The following is a 26,094-nucleotide window of genomic DNA, read 5'->3' on the forward strand; positions in this document are numbered from 1 at the left end:
CCTTCGGAGCGCCCGCCCTGGCGGACGGGTCTGGGTCTGTTACTTGTCGAGCTTGTTGAGCTTGTCCTGCATCGCCGCCATCTGGGCGCGCAGTTCTGCAAGGTCGTCGCTATCTTTGCCCTTGGGCGAGGCCTGCTGTCCCGGTGCGAGCACCGCGCGCCAGCCATCGGCGAACATCTTCATGTTGTGCTGCGCCATCTTGGCGAAGGGGTTTTCCGACAGGCCCTTGCCGAAGGAATCGCGCAGTTTTTCCTGGTTGTCGCAGAAGCTCTTCATCGAGGCGTCGAGATAGGACGGGACCAGCGCCTGCATCGAATTGCCGTATAGCGAGATCAGCTGGCGCAGGAACGACACCGGCAGCAGCTGTTCGCCGCTCGATTCGGAATCCATGATGATCTGGGTCAGCACCTGGTGGGTGATGTCGTCGCCCGACTTGGCGTCGACGACCTGGAATTCCTGGTTGTCGCGAGTCATCTGGGCCAGCGTTTCGAGCGTGATGTAGCTCGAGCTGTCTGTGTTGTAGAGCCGCCGGTTCGCGTATTTCTTGATGATGATCGGTTCGTCGGGATCTCTGGGGCGCGCGGCCATCTGGCTCTCCGGAATAGGAATGAGATTTCGCACTAGCAGCACCGCTTAGTGCAGCGCAATATTTGTGCCCTTACGCGCGGAGAAAGCGCGAGCCGAGCGCGGTCAGCAACTCGTATTGCGACAGGCCGCTGACCCGTGCAGCCTCGGGCAGGTCGTATTCGGCTCGGACCCAGTCACCCTCGGCGAGGTCGGGGGCGTGGGTCAGGTCGATCGCGGTCATGTCCATCGAGACACGCCCCAGCACCGGCAATCGGGCGTCGCCGCTGCGCATCGCGCCCTTGCCCGACCAGCAGCGCAGGTAACCGTCTGCATATCCGAGCGCGACCGTACCGATCCGCATCGCGTGCGGCGCGGTGAAGGTCGCGTTGTAACCCACCGTCTCGCCCGCCTGCAGCTCGCGCGTCTGCATGATCGCGGCGTCGATCCGGGCGACCTGGCGGATTACGTCGGCAAGTTCGGGTCGAGGGACACCGCCATAGAGCGACAGGCCGGGACGGGTCAGGTCGTAGTGATAGCCATCACCGAGTGCGATCCCGGCACTGTTCGCAAGGCTCGCTTCGCGGTGGGCGATCCTGGTGCGCGCCGCGTCGAAGGCGATCCGCTGGCGCTCGTTGGTCTCGCCGTCCTCGTCGGCCGAATGGAGATGCGACATCAACACGTGGATGTCGAGCGCGGCGACCTCCGGAGCGTCGAGTTCGGCGAGCGGCAGGCCGAGCCGGTTCATCCCGGTGTCGAGCATCAGGTGGCACGGCCCTCCCCCCGCCGCGTTCCACAACCTCGCCTGGTGGATCGAGTTGAGGATTGGTCGAGCCCCCACTGCACGCGCGTAGGCCGCTTCCTCGGCATTGATCGGTCCGTGCAGCACCGCGATAGCCTCGGGTGGCACAACCTCCAGAAGATCGGGCACTTCGGACCAGTGCGCGACGAAAAAATCGCGGCAGCCCGCCTCCCACAGCGTTTCCGCGACGAGCCGTGCACCCAGCCCGTATCCGTCAGCCTTGACCGCCGCCCCTGCCCGCGCCGCACCGCTCATCCGGTCGAGCGCGCGCCAGTTCGTGGCCAGCGCCGCCCGATCGACGGTCAGCCGCAGCGTCGGCGGGGGCAGGTCAGCCATGCGTGTCTTCGAAGTCCTTCGGTGGGCCGCCGTCGACGCCCCACAGGACGATGCCGAGGCCTGCGGCGACCACGACGATCGTGTACCACAGTCCGGCATAGACGTCGCCCGTGCGCGCGACGATGATGCCCGCGATCAACGGGAGGAATCCTCCGAGATAACCGGCCCCGAAATGGTAGGGGATCGACATCGAGCTGTAACGGATCTTGGTCGGGAACATCTCGGTCAGCAGTGCGGCAACCGAGCCGTAGGTCAATGCCGAGAGCACGCCGAGCACGAGCAGCAGGCCGAGGATGCCGAGGATATTGGCGAGCGGCGGGTTCTGGCGGTCGAAATCGAAGCCGCGCTCGGTCAATGCCGCCTGCAACCCGTCGCGTCGCGCGCCAGCGTCGTCGAACCAACCAGCCTCGAGCGGGATCGCAGTCCCGCCCGCGGTTACCGCGAGGTCTTCGGATTGCGTCACCGAATAGGCGACGCCGCTGGCGGTCAGCGTTTCAAGCACCTTGCCGCAATCGCTCTGTTCGCGGTCGAACAGTTCGGCAAAGGGATCGGTGTCGCATTGCCGGCCCGAGACGACGATCGGGGTCTCTTGCGCCGCCTGCGCAAGTCCGGGGTTGGCGAGACTGCCCATGCTCCAGAAGATCGGGAACAGCAGGGCAAGCGACGCGAGCGCGCCAATCACGATCGGCTTCTTGCGGCCGACCCGGTCCGACCACCGGCCCACGATCACATAGAAGCTCATCGCGATCAGTCCGGCGATCAGCAGCAGCCACTCGACCAGGCTTTCGTCGAGCCGCATCGGGCCGCGCAGGAAGCTAAGCCCCGAGAAGAACGCCGTGTACCAGATCGTGGTCAGCACGCCGGTGACCCCGAAGGCCACGAGGATGCGTTTCTTGTTGCCGGGATAGGTGAAACTCTCGACGAAGGGATTCCCAGCGGTCTCGCCGGCTTCGCGCATCGCCTGGAACACCGGGCTCTCGGACAATTTCAGCCGCATCCATAGCGAAATGCCGAGCAGGATGATCGACAGCAGGAAGGGCACGCGCCAGCCCCATTCGGCGAAGGCCTCCTCGCTGAACAGGGCACGGCAGGCAATCACCACGATGATCGAGAGGACGAAGCCGCCGACCACGCTCGCCTGGATGAACCCGGTATAGAACCCGCGCTTTTCGGGCGGGGCATGCTCGGCGACGTAGATCGCCGCGCCGCCATATTCGCCGCCCAGTGCGAGGCCTTGCAGGATGCGCAAGCCGATCACGATGATCGGCGCCGCGATCCCGATACTCGCTGCGCTCGGGATCAGGCCGACCCCGGCGGTGGCGATGCCCATCAGCGTGACGGTGACGAGGAAAGTGTATTTGCGCCCCAGTTTGTCGCCGAGAAAACCGAACAGGATCGCGCCCAGCGGGCGGAAACCGAACCCGACCGCGAAACCGGCCCAGACCAGCAGGATCTGGAGCGTCTCGTTGCCGCTCGGGAAGAATGCCGCCCCGATCAGGCCCGCAAGCGTGCCGTAGATGAAGAAATCGTACCATTCGAAGATCGTGCCGGCCGAACTGGCGGCGATCACCAGCCGCAGTTCCTTCTTGGTCGGCTCGCGCCCGTGCAGCGCATCGCTCATCGGTTTTCCCCTCCCGAAAGTTGAGCGATGCTCCTAGCCCGCTACGTCGTCGGGGGAAAGCGCCCGGATCGCGGCCTTCCACGGCAGGATGATCGCGCCGTGGCGAGCGGGATAGCCGCGCGCCGGCTCGAGCAAGTCGAAGCCGGGCCAGTCTGGCAAGGGGCCCTCGCCTGCGAGCCAGTCGGCGATAGCCGCATGGGCGGTGACGATCGCGGCAAGCCCCGTGCCGCGCGCATCCTGCGCGAAGATCGCCGCCGCCGCCTGGCCGATCGCGCAGGCCTGGACCTGGAGGCCGAGTTGTTCGATGGCGCCGTTCGCATCGACCGCGAGGCCAAGCGCGACCGTGCTGCCGCAGAGCGGCGCGCGCGCTTCTCCGCGGCGATCCCACGCGTTTCCCGCGAACGGATAATCAGCCAGCGCGACAGCCAGCCCGAGAATATCGGTGGTGTAGAGTTGGGCGGCGCTGGACATGTCAGTCCGCGTCGGTGTCGACCGCAGCTTCCTCGGCGGCGTTCTCGCGGCGCTCCTGCAGCGCCTGTCGCCGCTCGGCGATCATCTCGACGAGCGACTGGCTCGCCGAATTGATGAAGGTGTAGCTGCGCGCCTGCGTCACCCAGTCCGGACGCCCGCCAATTCCCCAAACCGTGTCGTAGCCGAGCACCAGCACCGAGAAGGCGAAGACCGTGATCACCACCCCCTTGACCGTGCCGAAGCCGAAGCCGAGCAACCGATCGAACGGGCCCAGCGCCGAGGCGCGCGAGGCCTTGCCGAACTGGTTCGCGATCAGCTTGACCACCGCGTAGGGTACCAGCAGCAGCAGCGCGAAGGCGAGCACCGGGGCGCCGTTGTTGAAATCGAGATAGGGGGCGATCGCGGTCGTCAGCGGGGTGTGGAGGTAGCGGATCGCGAAGATCGCGCAGATCCAGGCGCACAGCGCGAGCGTTTCTTCCACGAAACCGCGCATGAACCCGGTGATCGCGCCAAGGCCCACGATCAGCAACACAACGATATCCAAACCCGTCATCGCGGCAAGAATTACGCGCCGCCCATGATCCGGTCAACGAGTTTGGGCAGCAAATCGAGCGCGTCGTAGCTTACGCCCTTGATCGTGGCGGCTTCATCGGCCGGAGGACCGTGTGCGCGGTCGAAGCCAAGCTTGGCCGCTTCGCGCAACCGCATGCCGGTATGCGCCACCGGGCGTATTTCTCCCGCGAGCGACACTTCGCCGAACCAGGTCGCGCGCGCGGCAAGCGGGCGATCGGCGAGCGCCGAGACAAGCGCGGCGACCACCGCGAGATCGGCCGCCGGATCGGCGAGGCGATAGCCGCCCGCGACGTTGAGATAGACCTCGGCGGAGGAGAAATTGAGCCCGCAGCGAGATTCGAGCACGGCGAGCAGCATTGCGAGCCGCCCTCCGTCCCAGCCGACCACCGCGCGTCGCGGCGTGGCCCCGCTTTGCAGGCGGACCACAAGGGCCTGGATCTCGACCAGCACCGGGCGCGTGCCCTCGATCGCGGGGAACACCGCGCTTCCCGCCACCGGTTCCTCGCGCCCCGACAGGAACAGCGAGGACGGATTGGAGATTTCGGCAAGGCCTTCGGCGCCCATCGCGAACACCCCGATCTCGTCCACGGGTCCGAAGCGGTTCTTGAGCCCGCGCAGGATGCGGTACTGGTGCGACCGCTCGCCCTCGAAGGCGAGCACCACGTCGACCATGTGTTCGAGCACACGCGGGCCGGCAATGTTGCCGTCCTTGGTGACATGCCCGACCAGCACCAGCGCGCTGCCGCATTCCTTGGCGAAGCGGATCAACTCGAAAGCGCAGCCACGCACCTGGCTGACGGTGCCGGGCGCGCCCTCGATCTGGTCGGAGAACATCGTCTGGATGGAATCGATCACGATCAGCGCGGGCGGCTCGCCCTGCCCGAGCGTGGTCAGGATATCGCGCGCATTGGTCGCGCTCGCGAGCCGCACCGGCGCATCGGCCACACCGAGCCTGCGGGCGCGCATGCGGACTTGCGCAGGGGCTTCCTCGCCCGAGATATAGACCGCGCCGCGGCCTGATTTCGCGATATTGGCCGCCGCCTGCAGCAGCAGGGTCGACTTGCCGATCCCCGGATCGCCGCCCATCAGGATCGCGCTGCCGACCACCAACCCGCCGCCGAGCGCGCGATCGAATTCGGCAAGTCCCGTACCGATGCGTTCGGGCGCCTCGCCGGTTTCCTCCATCCCTTCGAGCGCGATCAGCCGCCCGCCGGAAGACAGGTCGTGTTTCTGCGAGAACACCGTCGCTGGCGCGTCCTCGACGAGAGAATTCCATTCCTGGCATTCGCCGCACTGGCCCTGCCAGCGCGTCGCGACGCTGCCGCAGGCCTGACACACATAGCGTTTCTTGGGCTTTGCCATGGCCGTGCGATAGTTGGAACATTTGTGGAACGCAAGCCCGCTATTGCCCCACTCCCCTGCCCCTGCCATCAAGGGGCGGATGCGGCAGAAGGAACTCAGGATCGCGCTCGTCTGCTATGGCGGCATCAGCCTCGCGGTCTACATGCACGGGGTCACCAAGGAAGTGTGGCACCTCGCGCGGGCGAGCTGCCAGTTCCATCGCGAGGGCGGGCAAAAATCGCTCGGTTTGTCCCCCACAGCAAAGATTTACCTCGAACTCCTCGAACGGATCGAGGCCGAGAAGGGGCTTCGCCTGCGGGTCCTCAGCGATATCCTCGCCGGGGCCAGCGCGGGCGGGATCAACGCGTTGTTCCTCGCCGAAGCGGTGCATTCGGGCGGTTCGCTCGAACCGCTTACCGATATGTGGCTGGCCGAGGCGGATACCGATCGCCTGCTCGATCCCGATGCCCACAAATGGACCCGGTTCGCGAAATCGGCCGCCTCGCCGGTAATCCTCGCATTGCTCAACCGCCCGGGCAACGTGGTCAGCGAAAGCGTCGCGCCCGAAACCCGCAATGAGGTGCGGCGCAAGCTTTCGCGGCTGATCCGCTCGCGCTGGTTCGCCCCGCCCTTCAGCGGGATCCATTTCAGCCGGTTGATCGACGACGCGCTGGTCAGCATGGCCGAGCAGGCCTGCGGTCCGCGTCTGCTGCCGCCCAAGCACCCGCTCGACGCGCTCGTCACCGCGACCGATTTCAAGGGTCATCTCGAGACGCTCAACCTCAACAGCCCGAAACAAGTGGTCGAAAGCGAGCACCGGCTCGCGATCGAGTTTCGCGCGTTCGGCGGCGAGCACCTCGCGGCGCGTCCCGAACTGGTGCTTGCCGCACGCGCGACCGCCAGCTTTCCAGGGGCCTTCCCCGCGCTCCAACTGGCCGAGATCGACAAGCTCGTCGCCGAGCGGTCGATCGCCTGGCCGCGGCGCGAGTCCTATCTCAAGAGCCTGCTGCCCGCGCATGCCGAGGCCGGAAACCTCGGCCGCGTCGCGCTGATCGACGGCTCGGTGCTCAACAACGCGCCGTTCGAACATGTCATTTCGCTGTTGTCGGAACGACCTGCGCAGCGCGAAGTCGATCGCCGCATCGTCTATATCGACCCGCGCCCGGACCGGGTCGGCCGGGCGCTGCGCGAGGACGACAGCGCGCCGGGCTTCTTCTCGGTGATCTTCGGTTCGCTCTCGACGATTCCGCGCGAACAGCCGGTGCGCGACAGCCTCGACGAGCTGGCGGGGCATTCGCGCGACGTCGAGCGCCTGCGCGACACGGTCGAGGCCTTGCGCCCCGATGTCAGCGCGACGGTCGAGAAACTGTTCGGTCGCACGCTGTTCCTCGACAAGCCGACGGTCGCGCGGCTGACCGCGTGGCGACAAAAGGCGCAGGACGCCGCGGCGAAGCAGGCGGGCTACGCATTCCAGGGTTACGGCGAGGCCAAATTCAACGGAATCGTGGCGGGACTGGCTGCGACAATTCACGAAGCCGCGCCCGAACTGCGGCTCGAAGTGTCCGCGATCGACGTGCGACTCCACAATTACCTCCGGCGCGAAAAGGGACTGCAGATCTCCGGAGCCAAGGGCGCGGCCAGCGCGGCGGCGATCGAATTCTTCCGCACCCACGACCTCGCATTCCGCATCCGTCGCCTGCGCCTGCTCGCGCGCCGCCTCACCCGAGACTGGGAAGGCGACGAGGCGATCCCCGAAACCGAACGCGAACGCGCCCGAAGCGCGGTGTTCGAGGCGCTGTCGCTCTATCTCGAGCACGAACCGGCCTCCTCGTTGGGGCCCGATTTCGCGGAGATCGCCAAGGATTTCACCCGCCACCCGGGCACCGTGCTCAAGGCGATCGGGCAGCGTCGCGACCTCAAGCGGACCGATCTCGCCGTCGACCGCCTGCTGGCCGATGCCATGATGCAGGTCGGGACCGATCTCAGGCGGCGGATGCTGCTGTCCTATCTCGGGTTCCCGTTCTTCGACACGGTCACGCTGCCGATCCTCCGCGGCGAAGGCTTGACCGAATTCGATCCCGTAAAGGTCGACCGGATCAGTCCCGACGACGCGCTATCGATCCGCGAGGGCGGGACGCTGGCGACCCTGCGCGGGATCGAGTTCTACAATTTCGGGGCGTTCTTCAGCCGCAATTATCGCGAGAACGATTACCTGTGGGGACGGCTGCACGGGGGCGAGCGGCTGCTCGATATCGTCGTGTCGACGCTCGACGAGCCGCTCGACGCGAAGACCATGCGCGCCTTCAAGCGCAGGCTGTTCCACGCCGTGCTCGACGAGGAAGAAGACCGCCTCAAGGCCGATCCGGACCTGATCGCGCGGGTCCGCGCCGAAGTCGACGCGCGGATGGGCTAGGCCCCGAGCACGTCCTTGATGCGATCGAAGAAGCCCTTCGATTTCGGGCATTCGTCGCCGGTCTCGGTTTCGCGGAAGCGGGCGAGGATTTCCTTCTGTTCCTTCGACAGCCTGGTCGGCGTCTCGACCACGATTTCGGCGATCAGGTCGCCGCGACCGCGCGCCTGCAGCACCGGCATGCCGGCGCCGCGCTTGCGCAGCTGCTTGCCCGACTGGATCCCGGCGGGGATCTCGACCGTGATCGTTTCGCCGTCGAGGTTGGGAATGTCGATCGACCCGCCGAGCGCGGCGGTGGTGAAACTGATCGGGACCTCCGTGACGAGGTTCGAGCCGTCGCGTTCGAACACCTTGTGCGGCTTGATCCGCAGGAAGATGTAGAGATCGCCTGGCGGCGATCCGAACGGCCCCGCCTCACCCTTGCCCGACAGGCGAATTCGCGTGCCGGTATCGACGCCCGGGGGGATCGTGACGTCGAGCGTCTGCGGCGCGTCGATCCGGCCCTCCCCGCGACAGTCGCTGCACGGCTTTTCGATCACCTGGCCGCGGCCATGGCAATTGGGGCAGGTGCGCTCGACCATGAAGAAGCCCTGCTGGGCGCGGACCTGGCCGACGCCCTTGCAGAGGTTGCAGGTGCGCATCCCGGTGCCCGGTTCGGCGCCGTCGCCATCGCAGGTCTCGCATACTTGGCTGGTTTCGATCGTGATCTGTCGCTCGGCGCCGTCGAAGGCCTCGTCGAGCGTGATTTCCATGTTGTAGCGCAAATCGGCACCGCGGCGCGCCTGCTGGCGCCCGCCACCGCCTCCGGCAAAACCGCCGAAAATGGTCTCGAAGATATCGCCGAGATCGGCGAAATCGCCGCCGGGATGGCCGCGTCCGCCCCCGCCGCCCGAGGCGGCCTGGGTGTAGCGTTCGTGTCCGTACTGGTCGTAGGCCGCCCGCTTCTGCGGGTCCTTGAGGCAGTCATAGGCCTCGCTGATCGCCTTGAATTTGCCCTCGCTCTCGGTGCAGCCCGGATTGCGATCCGGGTGGTGCTGCATGGCGAGCTTGCGATAGGCGCTCTTGATCGTCGCGCCGTCGGCATTGCGCGCGACGCCGAGCATCTCGTAATAATCGGTGCTGGTGGCTGGCATTTATCCCGTCCCCGAAACCGTGACGCCACCGATGCGCCGGGCATCGGTGGCGTGACAGGTTTCCATGGTGCGACTTACGACTTTTCGTCTTCGTCGACTTCGGAGAATTCCGCTTCGACGACGTCTTCGTCTTCGGAAGAGGAATCGCCCGAACCGGCTTCGCCACCCTCGGCAGCATCGGCGGCACCCGCTTCCTGCTGCTGCTGGTAGATCGCCTGGCCCATCTTCATGGACAGCTCGGTAAGCTTCTCGGTCTTCTGTTTGATCGCGTCGCCGTCCTCGCCCTCGAGCGCGGTCTTGGTCTCGGCGATCGCGGTCTCGATCTCGCCCTTGAGGCCGGCGTCGATCTTGTCACCGTTCTCTTCGAGCTGCTTCTCGGCCTGGTGGACGAGGCTGTCGGCCTGGTTGCGGATCTCGGCCTGCTCGCGACGCTTCTTGTCGTCGTCGGCGAACTTCTCGGCGTCCTGGACCATCTGTTCGATGTCGTCGTCCGAAAGGCCGCCCGAGGCTTGGATCTTGATCTGCTGTTCCTTGCCCGTGCCCTTGTCCTTGGCGGACACGTTGACGATGCCGTTGGCGTCGATGTCGAAAGTGACCTCGATCTGCGGCACGCCGCGCGGTGCGGGCGGGATGCCGACCAAGTCGAACTGGCCCAGCAGCTTGTTGTCCTGCGCCATTTCGCGCTCGCCCTGGAAGACCCGGATCGTCACCGCGTTCTGGTTGTCCTCGGCGGTCGAGTAGGTCTGGGTCTTCTTGGTCGGGATCGTCGTGTTGCGGTCGATCATCTTGGTCATTATGCCGCCCAGCGTCTCGATCCCGAGCGAAAGCGGGGTCACGTCGAGCAGCAGCACGTCCTTGACGTCGCCCTGCAGCACGCCGGCCTGGATCGCCGCGCCCATGGCGACGACTTCATCGGGGTTCACGCCGGTATGCGGCTTCTTGCCGAAGAATTCCTCGACCACTTCGCGGACCTTGGGCATGCGGGTCATGCCGCCGACGAGCACGACTTCGTCGACGCCGGACTTGTCGATCCCGGCATCCTTCAAGGCCTTCTTGCACGGCTCGAGCGTGCGCTTGATCAGGTCGCCGACCATCTTCTCGAGGTCCGAGCGGCTGATCGTCTCGACAAGGTGCAGCGGGGTGGACGATCCACCTTCCATGCGCGCGGTGATGAAGGGCAGGTTGACCTCGGTGGTCTGCGCCGAACTCAGCTCGATCTTGGCCTTTTCCGCAGCTTCCTTGAGGCGCTGGAGAGCGAGCTTGTCGCTCTTCAGGTCCATGTTTTCCTTCTTCTTGAACTGCTCGGCGAGATATTCGACGATCGCGGCGTCGAAATCCTCACCGCCGAGGAAGGTGTCGCCATTGGTCGACTTCACTTCGAACACGCCGTCGCCGATCTCGAGGATCGAAATGTCGAAGGTACCGCCGCCAAGGTCGTAGACCGCGATGGTCTTGCCGTCTTCCTTGTCGAGGCCATAGGCGAGCGCGGCCGCGGTCGGCTCGTTGATGATGCGGAGCACTTCGAGGCCCGCGATCTGGCCGGCATCCTTGGTCGCCTGGCGCTGGGCATCGTTGAAATAGGCCGGGACGGTGATGACCGCCTGCGTGACGGTCTCGCCGAGATAGCTCTCGGCCGTTTCCTTCATCTTCTGGAGGATGAAGGCCGAAACCTGGCTGGGGGAATAGTCTTCGCCGCCCGCTTCGACCCAGGCATCGCCGTTCTTGCCCTTGACGATGTCGTAGGGGACGAGGTCCATGTCCTTCTTGGTCAGCGGATCGTCGAACCGGCGACCGATCAGGCGCTTGATCGCGAACAGCGTGTTGTCCGGATTGGTGACCGCCTGGCGCTTCGCCGGCTGGCCGATCAGGCGCTCATTGTCCTTTGTGAACGCGACGATCGAGGGCGTGGTGCGCGCACCTTCGGAATTCTCGATCACCTTGGGCTTGCCGCCGTCCATCACGGCGACGCAGCTATTGGTGGTGCCGAGGTCGATACCGATAACCTTGCTCATTGATTTCCCTACCTGTTTCGTTGTTGGACGCCGCTCTTCGAAGCTCCCGGCAAACCGGCAAGCCCGCATGGGCGGCTCGTGTAATGACCGGCGCGATATAGGAGGGGTTTTTCTTGTCGCAAGGGATGCGCCACGCTAGTTCGCGTCTCGGTTTCGACGAAGGACGAATGCGATGCGACAAACGCTGTTGGGCACCTCCCTGGTGATCGGGCTGGCCATGCTGGCCGCGTGCGACCGCGCGCCCGAGCAGCCCCCGCAGGAACAGTCCGCGATCGAAGGCCCCGACGGCCGCGAAGGCATCTCGGTCAGCGATGCGCGGCTCGTGCTGCCGCTGGTCGAGGGTCGCCCCGGCGCGCTCTACCTGACGGTTGCCAACGACGGCGCGAGCGCGGCCGAACTGGCGGCAATCTATGTCGAGGGTGCCGAGCGCGTCGAACTGCATGAAAGCCGCATGGAAGGCGGTGCGATGGCGATGGTCGCGGTGGACGCGATCCCGGTCCCGGCCGCGGGATCGGTCGTGCTCGAACAGGGCGGCCTGCACGCGATGGTGTTCGGCCTTGCGCCCGATTTCGATGCCGATAGCACCGAAATCACGCTGATCTTCGCCGATGGCGACAAGACCAGCGTCGAAGCGCGCGTGACAACGGTCGCAGAGGCGAGCAACTGAACGAGGCAGCCCCTCTCCCTGCCTGCCCTATCGGCGGCGAACGCTCGCTTACCCCGGGCGAGGTCGAACTGGCGCGAAGCGTGTTCGGCAGCGCGGTCGATTACGGCAAGGTTCGGATAAGGCGGCGCAAGTTCATGCCGTTCCAGCCGAAGAAAGTTACCATGGCCCCGCGCGGCCACCTGCATTTCCATCCCCTCGGCGACGCTTATTGCGACGATTTTTCGTCCGTGCCGCTGCTCCGCCAAGGCCTCTTCATCCACGAGATGACCCATGTCTGGCAGACCCAGGCGCGCGGCGACTGGTACCTGATCCTCCACCGCCACCCGTTCTGCCGCTACGATTACGCCCTCAAGCCCGGCCAGCCGCTCCACAGATACGGCATCGAACAGCAGGCCGAGATCGTCAAACACGCGTTCTGGCTGCGCAACGGCGCGAAGGTCGCCGGTGTCGCCTCGCGCGAGGCCTACGACCTGCTGGTGAGCTTTCCCGATGCAGGCTGATCCTGCCGCGCAGACGGCTTCGCGGGCCGCCGCCGAGCGGATCGTAAAGCGATACAACAATGCGATGTTTGCGGTCGTCGGCGCGTGGGTCGGAGTCGTCGTGCTGTTCTGGTCCCGCGCCCTGGGGCCCTTGCGACCCTATGATGTTGCCGCACCCGACACGACCGTGTGGCTATGGCTTGCGCTCGGCACGATCCTGGGGGCGGCTTCGATGTGGCTTCCGAGTGCCTATTACCGACCGCGAGCGTTCGAAATGCGGGGCCGTTTCTACGAAGGGCTCGGGATGAAGGCCCTGCGATTGGTCATCACCGACGGCGACATGATCACCCGGGCAGCACGGAGGAAAGACCCGAGCTACCGCAAATACGATTTCTCCGACCGGCTCGAGGGCATCCTCCAAGCGGGGGTGGCGTCCGAGAAGTCCCACCATGCGTTATGGTGGTTCGGCGTCGCGACGGGTGCCTGTGCGCTGGCTGCCGACTGGATCGGCTGGGCGATCACGCTTCTCGCCTGGAACATTCTGGCCAACCTACTTCCGATGCTCCTGCAGCGCTATACCCGCGCGAGGCTGGCCCGGCTGAAACCGGAACTTGTGGCCGGATTCCTCGCATCGAAAATCAGCGCAGGATCATGACCCGACCTGATCAACGGCGCCAGTACTGCCGATAGCCGTCGGTATAGCGGCAGTCGTCGTCGAGATAGCCGTTGCGATTGCCGTCGTAGAAGCCGTCGCAATCGTCGTCCTTGTCGGTGAAATAACCCGCGATCGCGCCGGCTGCGGCACCCACCGCGGCATAGGTCGCGATATCCTCGTCCGTGATTGCAGCGACCGCGGCGCCGGCCGCGGCGCCGACGGCGGCGCCTTCGATCGTGTAATTCTGGGCGCAGGCCCCGAGCGTGAGGGTGGAAAGAGCGAGCGCCGGGGCGGCAAGCATCCGAGTTTTCATCTTTTTTCTCCGTTGTCTCCCTGTTGCAAGTTCTACGGCGGGCATGCCCGAGAGTTCCGGAACTGTCCTTTCCGTAGGGGAATCCACAGACCCCGCGCTTGAGCGCCGCATCATCATTTGATAGCGATTGTCGGGTCCGGGCGGCCCAACCCGCGCCCGGCGGACATCTGACATCATGGAGCTTGAAGACTACGGTTTGAGCCGCGAGCGCGGCTATCTTTCGCATTACGAGATCGACGAAATCTCGCTTCCCGAGCAATTCGCCCCGATCGTCGAGGCGGCGGGCAATCTGTCCGCGCTGCTGACCACCGGTCGGGTGCGCCACTTCCTCGATGCGCTGCCCGATCCCCAAATCGGCGAATGGGCCGAAAACGCACCTGAAGAAGAGGTCCGCACCGCGATGGTGCACTACTCCTTCCTCGTGCAGGCATATGTCTGGGGCGAGGACGATCCCCCGGCCCACCTGCCCGCCAACCTGTCGCGCCCGATGTGTGCGCTCGCCGACCGGCTCGGCCAGGCGCCGCTGCTGCCCTATTCGGCCTATGTGCTCGACAATTGGTACCGGCTCGACAAGGACGGCCCGATCACGCTCGACAACATCGCGATGTACCAGAACTTCCTCGGCGGTATCGACGAGAACTGGTTCGTGCTGGTCCATGTCGCGATCGAGGTCGAAGCGGGCGTGCTGTTGGACAATGCGGCCAAGCTCGTCACCGTGGCGCGCGAAGGCGACACCACCGAGGCGACCCGCCTGCTGCGCGAAATGGACGCCGCGTGGGAGCGGATCTACGGTCACTTCGGACGCATGACCGAGCGCTGCGATCCCTACGTCTACTTCCATCGCGTGCGGCCTTACATCCATGGCTGGGCCAACAACCCGGCGCTTGAGGGCGGCGGCCTCGTCTACGAAGGCATGGAGCGCTACGAAGGGAAGCCGCAGGCTTTCCGCGGGCAGACCGGGAGCCAGTCCTCGATCGTCCCGGCAATGGATGCGCTGTTCCAGGTCGGCCATTCGGACGACCCGCTCAAGAGCTTCCTCGACGAGCTCCACCATTATCGCCCGGTCGAACACCGGCGCTTCGTCGAAGATCTTGCCAAGAAGTCGACCCTGCGCGAATTCGTCGCGGGTTCGGACGACAAGGCGCTCAAAAAGGCGTTCAACGCCTGTCTCGAACAGTCGGCGCGGTTCCGCACGCGGCATCTCGAATATGCGGCGAGCTACATCAACAAGCAGGCGGGCAGCATCGCGGGCAACGATCCCGATGTCGGCACCGGCGGCACGCCCTTCATGAAATATCTGAAAAAGCACCGCGACGAGAACCGCGCGCAGACCGTCTGATCAATCGCGTCCGGCGCGCCACCAGCCATGTTCGCCTTCGCGCGAACCGACGCTGGTGATCCGCCGGCGCGACAGGTCGATCGCGAGACCGCCGCTGTCCTCGAGATAGCGGCGGTCCGCCTTGAGCCAGCGCGGACGGCAGGAACGCGGCAGCCAGCGGTCCGAAATCACGATATCGGCAGCGCCGCAGGCGGCGGCCAGATCGCGTTCGGGCACATTGTCGCGACCCAGCGAAAGCAAGAGGTGCCAATCCCGGCCACCTCGCTCCATCACCGCCGTGCAGAAGTCGCGGTTGCACGAAGCCTCGGGGCTGTCGGCCAAGACCCGTAGATTGCCGTCTAGCCCGGCCTGTTCGGCGAGATTGTCGCGGACATAGTCGGATTGCGTGTCGCGCAAGAGCGCCGCGCCGCTGCCATCGGCATCGACCAGTGCGACATGGCGACCATCGTCCGTTATGAGCAGGTCGGGCGGCCTCAGCGTGGCGAGCGCGAGCACGCCGAAGGCGATCGGTAGCAGGCCGAGCAGTCGCGCGCGTCCGTGCCACAGCGCCAGCCAGAGCCCGCCAGCGATGAACAGCGCGAAATGCCAGCGCTCCATCGTCGGCAAGAGCTTGACCGCGCCAGGTCGTTCGGCGGTGAAATGGGCGATGGCGAGCAGCAGGTCGAGCGACTTGCCGGTCAGCCACCACAGCGGCGCGCCGAGGCCGACCAGGTCGGCGAGCAGGGCGAGCGCGATCAGCGGCATGGTGACGAAGGTCGTGAGCGGGATTGCGATCACGTTCGCGAGCGCGCCGTAGAGCCCCGAGCGATTGAAGTGGTAGAGCGCGATCGGCATCAGCGCGACCTCGATCACAATGCCCGTCAGCAGAAGCATGGCGAGCCAGCGTCCGATCCGGTGCGGGGCGCCCTCCTCGCGCGGGCCCATGAAACGGCGAACGAATTGCGTTTCCGACAGCGCGATGATCGACATCACCGCGGCGAAACTCATCTGGAAGCTCGGGCCGACCACCGCCTCGGGCCACAGCAGCATCACCCCGCCCGCCGCCACGGCGAGCATCCGCATCGAGAGCGGTTCGCGGCCCAGTGCCAAGGCGATCAGCACCAGCAAGGCCGCCGCGCAGCTGCGCACGGTCGGGACCTCGGCCCCGGTCAGCAGCGTGTATCCGATCCCCGCCCCGGCGGCGATCGCGGCGGCGACCACCGGCAGACGCACCCGCAAGGCGAGCCAGGGCGACAGCGCGAGCAGCTTGATCGCGATGAACCACGCCGCCGCCACCACCGCGCTGACATGCACCCCGCTGATCGAGAGCAAGTGGGTGAGGCCCGCATCGCGCATCGCATCGTCATCGGCCTCGGCTATCGCACCGCGGTCCCCGCTGGCGAAGGCTGCGGCGATTGCGCCGGGCGACCCATCCAAGTTTGCGCGGACATGTGCGGCGAGACGGCGTTGGGCGGAAGCGATCGGCCCCTCGCCCCTGGTCGCTTCGACGAGCTCGGGTTCGCCGATCACCGATCCGGTGGCGGACAAGCCGTCGAACCAAGCGGCGCGCGCGAAATTGTAGCTCCCGGGCAGCATCGGCGGGGCGGGCGGCATCAACCGCGCGCGCAGCCGGATTTGCGCACCCTCGACGAATTCCCGCCGGTCGAGATCGAGCGGGAGGTTGACCCGCACCGCCATCGCCCGACCTTCGTCACCGAGGCGCGTGGCCAAGGTGAGCCGCACCCGGTCGCGCGCGGGCTGTTCTTCCCGCGCGATGATCTCCCCCGTCACCCGCTCGACCATCGGGCGCTCGATCGGTTCGGCTCCCACCAGCTCGGACTTCGCCCACACCAGCGCACAGCCCAGCATCAGCGCGAGCGGCAGCGCCAGCAAAGTCATCCGCAGGTAGGGAAAGCGCTCGGCGAGCAGGGTGTTCGACGAAGCCGCAACGACGACCAGCGCGCAGGCTCCCACCCAGCCGACCCACCAAGCCGCAGCGGGAAGCACGAACCACGCCGCGATCCCTGCCCCGAGACCCACGGCGAGCCACGGCGCGCGATCGAATCCCGCCCCCTCGATCCTGCGGTCCAGCCACGCGGCCCCGCTGGACAAGCGCGCACGCTTTCGCCATTGGCTTTGCTGCATCGCAGCGTCGGCCTCGTCGTCGGCGTCGAACGGCCCTGCTGGCGCTTCCCCTTGCCCCACGGCCGCATAGGACAGGAAGGTTTTTCGAATGGCAAGCGAGACGAATGCGTCCGCGCCCGTGGTGACCCGCTTCGCGCCCTCGCCCACGGGGTTTCTTCACATTGGCGGGGCACGCACCGCGCTGTTCAACTGGCTGTTCGCACGCCATCACGGCGGCAAGGTGCTGCTGCGGATCGAGGATACCGACAAGAAACGTTCGACCCAGGAAGCGATCGACGCGATCCTCGACGGACTCGACTGGCTCGGGCTCGACTTCGATGACGAACCGGTGTTCCAGTCGCAACGCGCCGAACGCCATGCCGAGGTCGCGCACCAGCTGCTCGAAAGCGGCCATGCCTACAAGTGCTTCGCCACCTCCGAAGAACTCGAGGCGATGCGCGCCGAGCAGCGCGCCAACAAGCAGCCGATGCGCTATGACGGGCGCTGGCGCGATCGCGAGCCCGGCCCCAAACAGGAAGGCCAGTCCTATACGATCCGGCTCAAGACCCCGACCGAGGGCGAGACGGTGATCGAGGACGAGGTCCAGGGCACGGTCAAGGTCCGGAACGCCGAGATCGACGATTACATCATCCTGCGCGCCGACGGGACGCCGACATACATGCTCGCGGTGGTGGTCGACGATCACGACATGGGCGTGACCCACGTCATCCGCGGTGACGACCACCTCAACAACGCCTTCCGCCAGTTGCCGATCTACGACGCGATGGGCTGGCCGAAACCGACCTATGCCCACGTCCCGCTGATCCACGGCTCGGACGGTGCCAAGTTGTCCAAGCGCCACGGCGCGCTCGGTGCCGAAGCCTATCGCGACGAACACGGAATCCTGCCCGAAGCGCTGTTCAACTACCTGCTGCGGCTCGGCTGGGGCCATGGCGACCAGGAGGAGTTCACGAAGCAGGAGGCGATCGAATTGTTCGATCTCGACCATGTGGGCAAGAGCCCCTCGCGCTTCGACCTCAAGAAGCTTCTCAACCTGAACGGGCATCATATTCGCGAGGCCGACGATGCGCGGCTGGCCAAACTCGTGGCGGCGCGGATGGAACAGCCTCCGGCGCACGAATTGCTCGAACTGGCGATGCCGGTGCTCAAGCTCCGCGCGCGCAATCTGGACGAGCTGGCGACCGGCGCGGCGTTCCTCACCCGAAAGCGCCCGCTCGATGTCGACGAGAAGGCCGCGATCCTGCTCGACGAGGAAGGTCGCCAGCGCCTCGCGCTCGTGCATGAGCGGCTTTCTTCCGAAAAGGACTGGACTTTGGAGGCGTTGGAGGCCAGCACGAAGGCGCTCGCCGAAGAGCTCGAACTCGGGCTCGGCAAGCTGGCGCAGCCGCTCAGGGCCGCGTTGACAGGGACGACCCAGTCTCCCGGAATTTTTGACGTGCTGGTGCTTCTCGGCAGAGAGGAAAGTCTGGCACGGATCGCCGACCAGGCGGTTTGAACATTATACCATCAAAGACGGAGGATCGCGCGTGAGCGACCAGGCCAAACTCGAAACCGGCGGCAAGACCTACGAATTTCCCAAACTTTCCGGGACCTGCGGACCTGACGTGGTCGATATCCGCAAACTCTATGCCCAGACCGGGCAGTTTACCTACGATCCCGGCTTCACCTCGACCGCGAGCTGTGAGAGCGGGCTCACCTTCATCGACGGCGAGGAAGGCGTGCTGCTGCACCGCGGCTACCCGATCGGGCAGCTGGCCGAGCATTCCTCGTTCATGGAAGTGGCCTATCTCCTGCTCAACAAGGAACTGCCCGACCAGTCCGAGCTCGACGAGTTCATCTACACGATCACGCGCCACACCATGGTCCACGACCAGCTGCGCCAGTTCTATCAGGGCTTCCGCCGCGACGCGCACCCGATGGCGATCATGTGCGGCGTGGTCGGCGCGCTGTCGGCGTTCTACCACGACAGCACCGACATTTCCGATCCCGAACAGCGCAAGATCGCCAGCCACCGGCTGATCGCGAAGATGCCGACGATCGCGGCGATGGCGTACAAATACGCGGTCGGGCAGCCGTTCCTGCAGCCGCAGAACGACCTCAGCTACACTGGTAACTTCCTGCGCATGACATTCGGAGTCCCGGCCGAGGAATACGAAGTGATCCCGGCGGTAGAAAAGGCGATGGACCGGATTTTCATCCTCCATGCCGACCACGAACAGAACGCCTCGACCTCGACCGTGCGCCTCGCCGGTTCGTCGGGCGCGAACCCGTTCGCCTGCACTGCGGCGGGTATCGCCTGCCTGTGGGGCCCGGCGCATGGCGGCGCGAACGAAGCCGCCCTCAACATGCTCCACGAGATCGGCACCCCCGACAAGATCCCGCACTATATCGAGCGCGCCAAGGACAAGAACGATCCGTTCCGCCTGATGGGCTTCGGCCACCGCGTCTACAAGAACTACGACCCGCGCGCGACGGTGATGCAGAAGACCGTCCGCGAGGTGTTCGATGCGCTCGACGTCAAGGACCCGGTGTTCGAGACCGCGCTCCAGCTCGAGGAAATCGCGCTCAACGACGATTACTTCAAGGAAAAGAAGCTGTTCCCGAACGTCGACTTCTATTCGGGAATTATCCTGTCGGCGATCGGTTTCCCGACGACGATGTTCACCGCGCTGTTCGCGCTCGCCCGCACTGTCGGCTGGGTCGCGCAATGGAACGAGATGATCTCGGATCCCGGCCAGAAGATCGGCCGTCCGCGCCAGCTCTACACCGGTCCGACCCAGCGCGACTACGTCTCGATCGACAAGCGCTGATTGGAGGCCGACCTGGGCGCCGTTGGCGGCGCCCCGGCGCTACTCCTTACCGGCGGCGGAGGGCAGGGTCAGCGTGAAGCGCCCGCCCTCCCCCTCGCTGCTGGTCACGGCGAGTTCGCCGCCCATCGCCCGCGCGAGCTTGCGCGAGATATAGAGCCCGAGCCCCGAACCGCCGTCGCCCGAACGGCCGAGCCGTTCGAACTTGTCGAAAATCTTCTCGCGCTTGTTGGCGGGAATGCCCTGGCCCTCGTCGACGACGTGGACTCGCGCCTTGCCGTCGCCTTGGTCGAGCTCGATCCGCACCTGCGAGCCCTGGGGGGCGTAGCGGATCGCGTTGCCGATCAAATTGAGCAGGATCTGGAGCACGCGGCGGAACTCGGCGGTCGCGGGCACGCGTTCGGAGATGTCGGGCCCCACGAGCGCGATGTCCTTTTCGCGCGCTCGCACGCCGACGATACCCGCGGCGCGCTGCGCGACGTCGGCGAGATCGATCCGGTCGGGCGCGGTGCGGAAATCCGCCGCTTCAACGATTTCGAGGTCCGACAGGTCGTCGAGCAGCGCCATCAGGTGCTGGCCGGCAGACGCGATATCGCCCGCGTAATCGCTGTACTGGTCGGGTAGCGGACCTGCGAGTCGCGCGCGGATGGTCTCGGCGTTGGCGATGATCCGCGCGAGCGGCTGACGCAGCGCCGGCGCGACGTCGCGTGCGATCATGTGATCGACCGCCTCGTCGGGGTCATCGCCCGCGCGCACGCTCCGGTCGAGCGGGCGATCGGCGGTGAGCGTCAGCTCGAATCCGGCGAGATCGCCGACCGGGGTACGCCGGTGGTAGAGTCCGATCGTCCACTTCCGCTCCGACCCTTCGACCATGCATTGCGCGCCGTCCAGCAGGCGCCAATGCAATTTGGCGCGATCGTCGAGCCCTTCGATCCGCACGAACTTGCTCCAACGCTCGCCTTGCGCGCGGGCCATACTCTTGAGCAGCGGTGTGAGGTCGCGCGCCTCGCTTTCGGCGGCGACGATGTTCTGCTCGGCATCGAGGATCGCGGTGAAATCGGCGAGCGCGCGGTCGGCGGCGTGGGGCGCGCCTTCGCCCGAAGCGTCACCATCGGCTTCGAACGGCATCGCCTGCCAATTGCGGACACAGATCTCGCAACCATCCTCGAGCGGGGTCAGCTCGATCCAGGCGGTGATCGCCTCGTGGTCGTCCTGCGCCTGCATCGTGCGCGCGATCTTGAGCCCGTATTCGCGCGCCTTGCGGACCGATTCGAGCAGCGAGGGGATCGCGATCGTGCCGGGAATAGTGCCCCCGCAATTGAATTGCAGGCTCGCCAGCGGCTCCTCGGCCGAAACGAGCCGGTCCCGGCGATCGCTGAAAGCCTTGGCGGCGGTCTTGCCCGGTGCGTTCATTTGCCGGCGACTCCCCGCGCATTGCCGCCGAGCAGCTTGAGAGCGCTGTGCTGGTCGATTTCGCCGAGGCCTTCCGGAAGGCGGGCGTCGGGATGGATCAGCAGGACCGTGCGTTCGACCTGCTGGCGATCGCGTCCGGCTGCGCGCAACATAAGGCCCAGGCGCGGCGCCTGCCCCTCGGCCACGCCGAGCGTTGCATTGTCGCGCGATACCCCGCTCGCCCGCGCCAGCGCGGTGACGAACAGCGCGATGCCCGCCTGCTCGGGATCGAGCGCGGCATCGCGGGTGGCGTCGTCATAGACGAGCAAATTTCCGACCCCGTGGCGGGTATGGCCTTCGTCGTATGAATCCTGGACCGAACGGATCGCCAGCTGCACGTGGCGGCGCGAATCGGCCTGACGATCGACCGCCTTGCGCAGGCTGGTGAGACAGAAATTGAGCAATTCTCCGGGCAGCTCGCCGAGTTCGACCTGCATGCGCCGTGCATGCTGGGCGAAGCGCGCCTGCGCGGTCAGGAAGGCCATCGCGAGCCGCGCGGTCTCGGGCTTGTCGGACCCGACCAGCTCCTTGACCAGCGGGGTCAGCACAAGCTCTGTCGAGCGCCGCTCGGCGAACCGTTGGGCGAGCCGCCATTCGATCGAGAGTGCGTGGAGGTGCGAGAGCAGGTCCTGGTCTTCCGCCAGCGCGGTGACGAGCGCATCGAGCCGGTCGAGCGGGATCGGTTCGTCATTCGCATGGCCCGCGGTGTCGAGATACCGCCGGAGCATCTGGGTCCCGAGGTGGTCGAGCATGCCGCGCACGCGGGCGAGCACTTCCTCGTGGAAAAGCGAACTCTCGCTATTGGCCACCAAGTGCCGCAGCACCGGACCCGAGGAACTGAGCGCCTGGTCGCAGCGCTGCAGCGCGCCGCGCAGCTCGTCGGACACGGTCCCGTTTGCGCCAGTGGTGAGAGTCTCCTCGCTCATTGTCGCGCGATAGCACTCCGCTGGTTAAGCGCCCGTTAGTTGTCGCCGCGCGTCCCATAATGAAGCGCCAGCGCCAGGCATGCGAGCATCAGGACCTGGGTGACGGGCAGCAAGGCGCTGAAAATAGTCGATATACCGAGAATGGCGGCAACCACCGGACGGTCGACCAGCGTCGCCCCCCAATCGCGATCGGCGAGCCGCAGCGACAGCACCAGCGCCACCCCGAGGAACACACGGTCGAGCGGCGCCTCACGCCAACCGTCGAGCGCCATGACGAGGATCCCCGCGAGCAGGATGTCGATGAACAGTCCCGGCCAAGCAGCGAAGCGCCGTCGCGGCTTCCTCGAGCGCGCTCGCGACAGCGCGCGCAGCCGCCGATAGGTGTCGCCCGCAAGCGCCGTGACCCCGAGCGCGGCGAGCGAGCCGCCGGCATAACCGCCGATCGCGAGCGCGCAGGTCGTCAGCGTCCCGAGCGCCACCGCGCCGAGCGCGAGCCCGGGCCCGCGCTCGTCATGCGCAGCCCGCTTTCCGATCAGGTCGGTGACGAAGCGCGAAAGCCGGTTGCGCGGGCCGCTGGTGCGCTTCCAGTCGCGCTCGAACCAGCCGGCCTCAATTGCCTTGGCGTCGATCTCGCTGCGCACGATCGTGTAGGCGTTCGCTTCTTCGCCGCTTTCGGGCACCGCCCGCGTCGGGATGCCCGATTGGAGCGCGATCCGCAGCAGGCTGCCACCCGGCTCGCAATCCTCGGGCAGGTCGGCGAGCCGCGCGACGAGGTTTCCGGGGAGGAACATCAGCCCGGCGGCGAGCCGGGTCAGGTCGATCCGGTCGAAGCCGTCCTCGCCCCCTTCTCGCGCCGGGATCGTCGCAATGCCGTGCCCGTCCTCGACGAAACCGGCGAGACGATCCTCCTCAATCATCAGACCCGGGGAAAAGACCAGCAATTCGTCGCCCGGTCCGACGATCCGGGCGAGCCGGTGGAGATCGCCCACCGGCTGGAACCGCGAGCCCCTGCCCTCGACTTCCTTCTGTAGCGCGAGCGGGGCGGCGATTTCCTGCGGGGCCCAGCACAACACCCGCTCGCAGCCGCAGGCCAGCGCCATCTCGGCCTGCCAGCGATAGATCGCGCGCCCCGCCACGCGGAGCGAGCCGTCAGCGCCGTTGGCCGGCTCTTCGAGCGATATCAGCGCGAACCGCACAGGCGATCGATCCTCCGTCAGGTCAGGGCGGGCGTGCCCGAGCGTGGCATAGAATACACGCACCCGATCCTTTTGGTTAACAGGCTATTTATCCACAGCTGCTTGGTGATACATTGTGGAAATCATGAAACGCACCCGTCTCGTCTCGATCGAAAACGACGCCTCCGAACAGCAGGACGCCGAAACCGTAACTCCCGATAGCGAAAGCGAAAACGGGGCGGAGAACGAAGAGGACGATCCGGTCTTCGAAGGCGAATATTACGCCGAGTACGAGGAGGAGGCTGTTCCAGCCCTGCGCGGTGGATGGATTGCGCCCACGCTCGCGACCCTCGCCATTCTCGGCTGGACGGCGTTCTTCGGCTGGGCTCACCGCAGTGCGATCGCCGGTGTGACCCCGCTCGAAGCGATCGAACTGGTCGGAAGCTGGGCGCCGCCGGTCATCGTGATCGCGCTCGCCTGGCTGCTGGCCTTGCGGACGAGCCGCCGCGAGGCGAAACGCTTCGCCGAGGCAGCGCAGGTCCTCCGGGTCGAGAGCGAACAGCTCGAGGCGCGGCTCCACCACGTCAACGGCGAACTCAGCGTGGCGCGCGAATTCCTCGCCCAGCAATCGCGCGAGCTCGAAACGCTCGGACGGCTCGCGGTCGATCGGATCGGCGAGCATTCGGGCCGACTCGAGGAACTCATCTCGGACAATGGGCGCGAGGTCGAAAGACTCTCGGATGTCAGCGCGAATGCCTTGGAAAACATGGAGAGCCTGCGCGGCAACCTGCCCGTCATTGCGAGCTCGACCAAAGACGTCACCAACAATATCGCGCAGGCCGGGCGAACCGCGCGAGCGCAGCTCGACGAGATGGTCGAGGGGCTCAAGCGGGTCAACGAATTCGGCGAAGCCAGCGAAACGCAGGTCGAACGCTTGCGCGAACGCGTCGGCGAGGCGATGGAAGAATTCGCCGCCGCCACGCACGAGACCGGCGAAGCGCTGGCCGAACGCTACAACAAGCTCAGCGACAATGTCGGCGCGGCCCGGATCAAGTTCGAACAGGAAGAAATCGAGGCGCTCGCCTCGCTGCGGCAGCGCTGGTCCGCCGTGGGCGAGCAGATCAAGGATGCGCTCGATGAATTGGCGGACCTCGACGAAGGCGTGATCCAGCCCGCGGCGGGCCGGATCGCCACCATGCGCGAGGAACACGGCGCGCTGCTCGGCGACGCAGCGCGCGCGAACGAGGAATTCGACAGCGAGCTCGCGCGGCGCCGCGAAGCCGCGGAAGCCGACTATCTCGCGTCGATAGACACGCTCCAGGCCCGCCTGGCCGCGCTCGACGGCGAGCTCGAGGAACGGCGCGCCGCCCACGAGGCGAGAGTCCGCGAAACAGGCGATCTGTCCGAAGCGCTCGCGGCCCGGATCGACGAGCTCACCGAAGCTGCCGGTCGGGCGAAGGAAACCGGCAGCGAAGCCGGCGAAACACTCGATCACGCGCTCGCCCGCGCCGGCGAGCGACTGGCCGCGACCGATGCGAGCCTGCGCGAGACCGACGGGCTTCTCGGCACCCTCACCGATACCACGGTGCGGCTGCTCGAACTCGTTCGCGCTACGGCCGATCACGGGAGCCAAGGCCTGCCCAAGGCGCTCGTCGAGAGCGAACAGGCGCTCCTGCTGCTCGAGGAACGCGCCAGCCAGATCAACCAGCGCGTTTCGCAGGCCGGGCGCGACGGTGCGTCCCTCGTCGAGGACCTCGAGAAATCGCAGGCGCGCCTTGCCGGCCTGCTAGCCGAATTCGAAAAGACCAGCGGCGCGCTCGACAAAGGGACCAGCGACCAGGCCGAGCGGCTCGCGAACATCGCGCTCGAATTCGATCGGTTGCAGGAAAAGAGCGAGACGCTCGCCGCGCACGCCCGCGAAGAGCTGTCGGTTTCGCTCGAAGCACTCCGCGAAGCCAATTCGGCGGCGCTGGCCCAGATCGAAAACGATGGCGGCGAAGGTCTCCAGCGCTGGGCCGAGAAGATCGGTGCCGCGAGCGGCGACGCGATCGAGCGCGAATTGCGCACCAAGATCGACGCCACCGCCGGCGCGCTCGACGAAGCCACGACCAAGGCGGCTGAACGCAGCCGTGAAGCCACGCTTCAGCTACGCGACCAGCTCGCCAAGATCGACGAGCTCACCGGCAACCTCGAACGCCGCATCGCGCGCGCCCACCAGCGCGCCGAGGAACAGGTCGACAATGACTTCTCGCGCCGCGCCGCGCTCATAACCGAGAGTCTCAATTCCTCGAGCATCGACATCGCCAAGGCACTGTCGGCCGATGTCACCGACACCGCCTGGTCTTCCTACCTAAAGGGCGATCGCGGAATCTTCACCCGCCGCGCGGTGCGCCTGCTCGACAGCGGCGATGCACGCGAGGTGGCCGATCTCTACGAGGAGGATGCCGGTTTCCGCGAAGACGTCGCGCGCTACATCCACGATTTCGAAAACATGCTGCGCCAGTTGCTTTCGACCCGCGACGGCCACGCACTCGGCGTGACCCTGCTCAGTTCGGACATGGGCAAGCTATACGTCGCGCTGGCGCAGGCAATCGAGCGCCTGCGCAGCTGATCGCCTATTCGGGCGGAGTCACGAGGCGGCTGATGTCGACATCCTCGATCCCGATCCAGCCCATCTCGTAATTGAGAAAAAACAGCGCGAACAGCGCGGTGGCGACGATCGTCGTGCGCAGGATCACGCGGCGCGGGCGGAAGTGTCTTGGTGCGCTTTCGGCCTGCCCGGGGACATAATCAGGATCGTCGCGCGGAACGGGTTCGAAGCCGAACGGCAGCATCGCGAGCCCGGTCAGCACCCAGAACAGGAAATAGATCGCGAGGGCGGAGGTAAACTGCAT

22 protein-coding genes are annotated in these 26,094 nt (G+C 66.1%); 8 read left to right on the plus strand and 14 right to left on the minus strand.

What is annotated here, in order from left to right:
* Positions 1 to 39: 39 nt before the first annotated feature.
* The 6 genes from phaR to radA all read right to left on the minus strand — a co-directional run bounded on the left by phaR (position 40) and on the right by radA (position 5,729).
* Positions 40 to 588, minus strand: coding sequence for a polyhydroxyalkanoate synthesis repressor PhaR (gene phaR, locus T8S45_RS04160; protein WP_322294790.1), 549 nt, complete (start codon positions 586 to 588; stop codon positions 40 to 42).
* 70 nt (positions 589 to 658) lie between these two features.
* Positions 659 to 1,702, minus strand: coding sequence for an alanine racemase (gene alr, locus T8S45_RS04165; RefSeq protein ID WP_322294791.1), 1,044 nt, complete (start codon positions 1,700 to 1,702; stop codon positions 659 to 661).
* Positions 1,695 to 3,323 (minus strand): MFS transporter, encoded by a 1,629-nt coding sequence (locus tag T8S45_RS04170; RefSeq protein ID WP_188641773.1) that lies wholly within the window; start codon positions 3,321 to 3,323, stop codon positions 1,695 to 1,697. Before T8S45_RS04170 ends, alr begins: the two co-directional genes overlap by 8 nt.
* A 33-nt stretch (positions 3,324 to 3,356) precedes the next feature.
* On the minus strand, positions 3,357 to 3,794 hold the full coding sequence (locus T8S45_RS04175) for an iron-sulfur cluster assembly scaffold protein (RefSeq protein ID WP_322294792.1): 438 nt from the start codon (positions 3,792 to 3,794) through the stop codon (positions 3,357 to 3,359).
* A gap of 1 nt (position 3,795) precedes the next feature.
* Positions 3,796 to 4,347, minus strand: a complete 552-nt coding sequence (locus T8S45_RS04180) for a CvpA family protein (protein WP_322294793.1) — start codon at positions 4,345 to 4,347, stop codon at positions 3,796 to 3,798.
* Positions 4,348 to 4,358: 11 nt separating this feature from the next.
* Entirely contained in the window at positions 4,359 to 5,729 is a 1,371-nt protein-coding gene (radA, locus tag T8S45_RS04185) for a DNA repair protein RadA (protein ID WP_322294794.1), read from the minus strand.
* Positions 5,730 to 5,808: 79 nt separating this feature from the next.
* Here radA and T8S45_RS04190 point away from each other — a divergent pair, with 79 nt between their 5' ends.
* A complete protein-coding gene (locus T8S45_RS04190) occupies positions 5,809 to 8,121 on the plus strand; it encodes a patatin-like protein (RefSeq protein ID WP_322294795.1) in 2,313 nt (770 codons plus the stop codon).
* On the opposite strand, the gene dnaJ is transcribed toward T8S45_RS04190, so the two are convergent.
* Both dnaJ and dnaK read right to left on the minus strand, forming a co-directional pair.
* A complete protein-coding gene (dnaJ, locus tag T8S45_RS04195) occupies positions 8,118 to 9,251 on the minus strand; it encodes a molecular chaperone DnaJ (RefSeq protein WP_188641778.1) in 1,134 nt (377 codons plus the stop codon). The two genes, T8S45_RS04190 and dnaJ, sit on opposite strands and share 4 nt — an antisense overlap.
* Positions 9,252 to 9,325: 74 nt before the next feature.
* Complete coding sequence (dnaK, locus tag T8S45_RS04200) at positions 9,326 to 11,263, minus strand: molecular chaperone DnaK (RefSeq protein WP_322294796.1); 1,938 nt, start codon at positions 11,261 to 11,263, stop codon at positions 9,326 to 9,328.
* A 172-nt stretch (positions 11,264 to 11,435) separates the two neighbouring features.
* Here dnaK and T8S45_RS04205 point away from each other — a divergent pair, with 172 nt between their 5' ends.
* Genes T8S45_RS04205 through T8S45_RS04215 form a run of 3 tightly spaced genes read left to right on the plus strand, consistent with a single transcriptional unit; the run spans position 11,436 to position 13,064 of the window.
* Positions 11,436 to 11,930, plus strand: a complete 495-nt coding sequence (locus tag T8S45_RS04205) for a copper chaperone PCu(A)C (RefSeq protein WP_322294797.1) — start codon at positions 11,436 to 11,438, stop codon at positions 11,928 to 11,930.
* A gap of 29 nt (positions 11,931 to 11,959) precedes the next feature.
* Positions 11,960 to 12,430 carry a vgr related protein gene (locus T8S45_RS04210; protein WP_322295187.1) on the plus strand — a complete coding sequence of 157 codons (471 nt, stop codon included), beginning with the start codon at positions 11,960 to 11,962 and terminating at the stop codon, positions 12,428 to 12,430.
* Positions 12,420 to 13,064, plus strand: coding sequence for a glycosyl-4,4'-diaponeurosporenoate acyltransferase CrtO family protein (locus tag T8S45_RS04215; RefSeq protein ID WP_322294798.1), 645 nt, complete (start codon positions 12,420 to 12,422; stop codon positions 13,062 to 13,064). The genes T8S45_RS04210 and T8S45_RS04215 overlap by 11 nt, the downstream gene beginning before the upstream one ends.
* A 10-nt stretch (positions 13,065 to 13,074) precedes the next feature.
* Here T8S45_RS04215 and T8S45_RS04220 read toward each other — a convergent pair whose 3' ends face one another.
* Positions 13,075 to 13,377 carry a YMGG-like glycine zipper-containing protein gene (locus T8S45_RS04220; protein ID WP_188641782.1) on the minus strand — a complete coding sequence of 101 codons (303 nt, stop codon included), beginning with the start codon at positions 13,375 to 13,377 and terminating at the stop codon, positions 13,075 to 13,077.
* Positions 13,378 to 13,552: 175 nt separating this feature from the next.
* Here T8S45_RS04220 and T8S45_RS04225 point away from each other — a divergent pair, with 175 nt between their 5' ends.
* A complete protein-coding gene (locus T8S45_RS04225) occupies positions 13,553 to 14,716 on the plus strand; it encodes a PrnB family protein (RefSeq protein WP_322294799.1) in 1,164 nt (387 codons plus the stop codon).
* On the opposite strand, the gene T8S45_RS04230 is transcribed toward T8S45_RS04225, so the two are convergent.
* On the minus strand, positions 14,717 to 16,807 hold the full coding sequence (locus T8S45_RS04230; protein WP_322294800.1) for a ComEC/Rec2 family competence protein: 2,091 nt from the start codon (positions 16,805 to 16,807) through the stop codon (positions 14,717 to 14,719). It lies immediately after the preceding gene.
* A gap of 121 nt (positions 16,808 to 16,928) precedes the next feature.
* Here T8S45_RS04230 and gltX point away from each other — a divergent pair, with 121 nt between their 5' ends.
* Complete coding sequence (gltX, locus tag T8S45_RS04235; RefSeq protein ID WP_322294801.1) at positions 16,929 to 18,335, plus strand: glutamate--tRNA ligase; 1,407 nt, start codon at positions 16,929 to 16,931, stop codon at positions 18,333 to 18,335.
* 31 nt (positions 18,336 to 18,366) lie between these two features.
* Entirely contained in the window at positions 18,367 to 19,650 is a 1,284-nt protein-coding gene (locus T8S45_RS04240) for a citrate synthase (protein WP_322294802.1), read from the plus strand.
* A 39-nt stretch (positions 19,651 to 19,689) separates the two neighbouring features.
* Here T8S45_RS04240 and T8S45_RS04245 read toward each other — a convergent pair whose 3' ends face one another.
* From T8S45_RS04245 to T8S45_RS04255, 3 genes are read right to left on the minus strand one after another with little or no spacing between them, the layout of a single operon-like run.
* Entirely contained in the window at positions 19,690 to 21,060 is a 1,371-nt protein-coding gene (locus T8S45_RS04245) for a sensor histidine kinase (RefSeq protein ID WP_322294803.1), read from the minus strand.
* Positions 21,057 to 22,025, minus strand: a complete 969-nt coding sequence (locus tag T8S45_RS04250; protein WP_322294804.1) for a hypothetical protein — start codon at positions 22,023 to 22,025, stop codon at positions 21,057 to 21,059. The genes T8S45_RS04245 and T8S45_RS04250 overlap by 4 nt, the downstream gene beginning before the upstream one ends.
* A 35-nt stretch (positions 22,026 to 22,060) precedes the next feature.
* Positions 22,061 to 23,284 carry a hypothetical protein gene (locus tag T8S45_RS04255; protein WP_188641788.1) on the minus strand — a complete coding sequence of 408 codons (1,224 nt, stop codon included), beginning with the start codon at positions 23,282 to 23,284 and terminating at the stop codon, positions 22,061 to 22,063.
* A gap of 61 nt (positions 23,285 to 23,345) precedes the next feature.
* On the opposite strand from T8S45_RS04255, the gene T8S45_RS04260 reads away from it, so the two are divergent.
* A complete protein-coding gene (locus T8S45_RS04260; protein WP_322294805.1) occupies positions 23,346 to 25,811 on the plus strand; it encodes a coiled-coil domain-containing protein in 2,466 nt (821 codons plus the stop codon).
* A 4-nt stretch (positions 25,812 to 25,815) separates the two neighbouring features.
* Here the strand turns inward: T8S45_RS04260 and T8S45_RS04265 are convergent, their stop codons facing one another.
* The gene (locus T8S45_RS04265) at positions 25,816 to 26,094 is read right to left on the minus strand and encodes a DUF1467 family protein (protein WP_188641790.1); all 279 of its coding nucleotides are present in this window, start codon (positions 26,092 to 26,094) and stop codon (positions 25,816 to 25,818) included.

This window comes from Pseudoblastomonas marina, from assembly GCF_034374265.1.
Taxonomy (GTDB): Bacteria; Pseudomonadota; Alphaproteobacteria; order Sphingomonadales; family Sphingomonadaceae; genus Alteriqipengyuania_A; species Alteriqipengyuania_A marina.

What these genes read in the sequence shown, in the direction of transcription:
- T8S45_RS04220 (WP_188641782.1), bottom strand. Translation starts at nt 13,377, where the DNA reads ATGAAAACTCGGATGCTTGCCGCCCCGGCGCTCGCTCTTTCCACCCTC.
- dnaK (WP_322294796.1), bottom strand. Translation starts at nt 11,263, where the DNA reads ATGAGCAAGGTTATCGGTATCGACCTCGGCACCACCAATAGCTGCGTC.
- T8S45_RS04225 (WP_322294799.1), top strand. Translation starts at nt 13,553, where the DNA reads ATGGAGCTTGAAGACTACGGTTTGAGCCGCGAGCGCGGCTATCTTTCG.
- T8S45_RS04180 (WP_322294793.1), bottom strand. Translation starts at nt 4,347, where the DNA reads ATGACGGGTTTGGATATCGTTGTGTTGCTGATCGTGGGCCTTGGCGCG.
- phaR (WP_322294790.1), bottom strand. Translation starts at nt 588, where the DNA reads ATGGCCGCGCGCCCCAGAGATCCCGACGAACCGATCATCATCAAGAAA.
- T8S45_RS04170 (WP_188641773.1), bottom strand. Translation starts at nt 3,323, where the DNA reads ATGAGCGATGCGCTGCACGGGCGCGAGCCGACCAAGAAGGAACTGCGG.
- dnaJ (WP_188641778.1), bottom strand. Translation starts at nt 9,251, where the DNA reads ATGCCAGCCACCAGCACCGATTATTACGAGATGCTCGGCGTCGCGCGC.
- T8S45_RS04205 (WP_322294797.1), top strand. Translation starts at nt 11,436, where the DNA reads ATGCGACAAACGCTGTTGGGCACCTCCCTGGTGATCGGGCTGGCCATG.
- T8S45_RS04260 (WP_322294805.1), top strand. Translation starts at nt 23,346, where the DNA reads ATGAAACGCACCCGTCTCGTCTCGATCGAAAACGACGCCTCCGAACAG.
- T8S45_RS04250 (WP_322294804.1), bottom strand. Translation starts at nt 22,025, where the DNA reads ATGAGCGAGGAGACTCTCACCACTGGCGCAAACGGGACCGTGTCCGAC.
- alr (WP_322294791.1), bottom strand. Translation starts at nt 1,702, where the DNA reads ATGGCTGACCTGCCCCCGCCGACGCTGCGGCTGACCGTCGATCGGGCG.
- T8S45_RS04245 (WP_322294803.1), bottom strand. Translation starts at nt 21,060, where the DNA reads ATGAACGCACCGGGCAAGACCGCCGCCAAGGCTTTCAGCGATCGCCGG.
- gltX (WP_322294801.1), top strand. Translation starts at nt 16,929, where the DNA reads ATGGCAAGCGAGACGAATGCGTCCGCGCCCGTGGTGACCCGCTTCGCG.
- T8S45_RS04215 (WP_322294798.1), top strand. Translation starts at nt 12,420, where the DNA reads ATGCAGGCTGATCCTGCCGCGCAGACGGCTTCGCGGGCCGCCGCCGAG.
- T8S45_RS04190 (WP_322294795.1), top strand. Translation starts at nt 5,809, where the DNA reads ATGCGGCAGAAGGAACTCAGGATCGCGCTCGTCTGCTATGGCGGCATC.
- radA (WP_322294794.1), bottom strand. Translation starts at nt 5,729, where the DNA reads ATGGCAAAGCCCAAGAAACGCTATGTGTGTCAGGCCTGCGGCAGCGTC.
- T8S45_RS04175 (WP_322294792.1), bottom strand. Translation starts at nt 3,794, where the DNA reads ATGTCCAGCGCCGCCCAACTCTACACCACCGATATTCTCGGGCTGGCT.
- T8S45_RS04265 (WP_188641790.1), bottom strand. Translation starts at nt 26,094, where the DNA reads ATGCAGTTTACCTCCGCCCTCGCGATCTATTTCCTGTTCTGGGTGCTG.